1 pseudogene is annotated in these 487 nt (G+C 80.1%); it reads left to right on the forward strand.

The features are described from left to right. Positions 1–487, forward strand: a pseudogene (locus NWP10_RS12330) (DNA repair protein RecN); the annotation flags it as partial.

A 487-nucleotide genomic window follows, 5' to 3' on the forward strand; every position in this document is an offset into this window, starting at 1 on the left:
GACCGTGCCCGTCGGCCTGCTCGCCGAGATCGGGGCGACCCTCGTGGCCGTGCACGGCCAGAACGACCAGGTGCGCCTGCAGGGCGCCGAGGCGCAGCGCCGCGCCCTGGACGCCTTCGGCGGCGCCGAGCTCGCCGCGGCGCTGCGCGCCTACCGCGCGGACCACGCCGCCGTCAGCGCCGCGCGTCGGGAGCGGGACGAGCTGACCGCCCACCGCCAGGAGCGCGCCCGCGAGGCGGAGGCCCTGCAGCGCTCCCTCGAGGAGATCGACCTCGCCGAGCCGCGCGCCGGGGAGGACGCCGAGCTGCGCGAGCTCATCCGCCGGCTGGAGGACGTCGAGGAGCTGCGGGCCGCCTCCGGCGAGGCGCATGCCCGGCTCGCCGGGGCGGAGATGGACGCCCTGGAGGAGACGCCCGGGGCCGTCAGCCTCGTGGAGGGCGCCCGGCAGGCCGTGCTGGCCGCGCCCGGCGACGACCCGGCGCTGGCC

This window comes from Micrococcus sp. HG099 (assembly GCF_024723355.1).
In the GTDB taxonomy this organism is placed as follows: Bacteria; Actinomycetota; Actinomycetes; order Actinomycetales; family Micrococcaceae; genus Micrococcus; species Micrococcus endophyticus.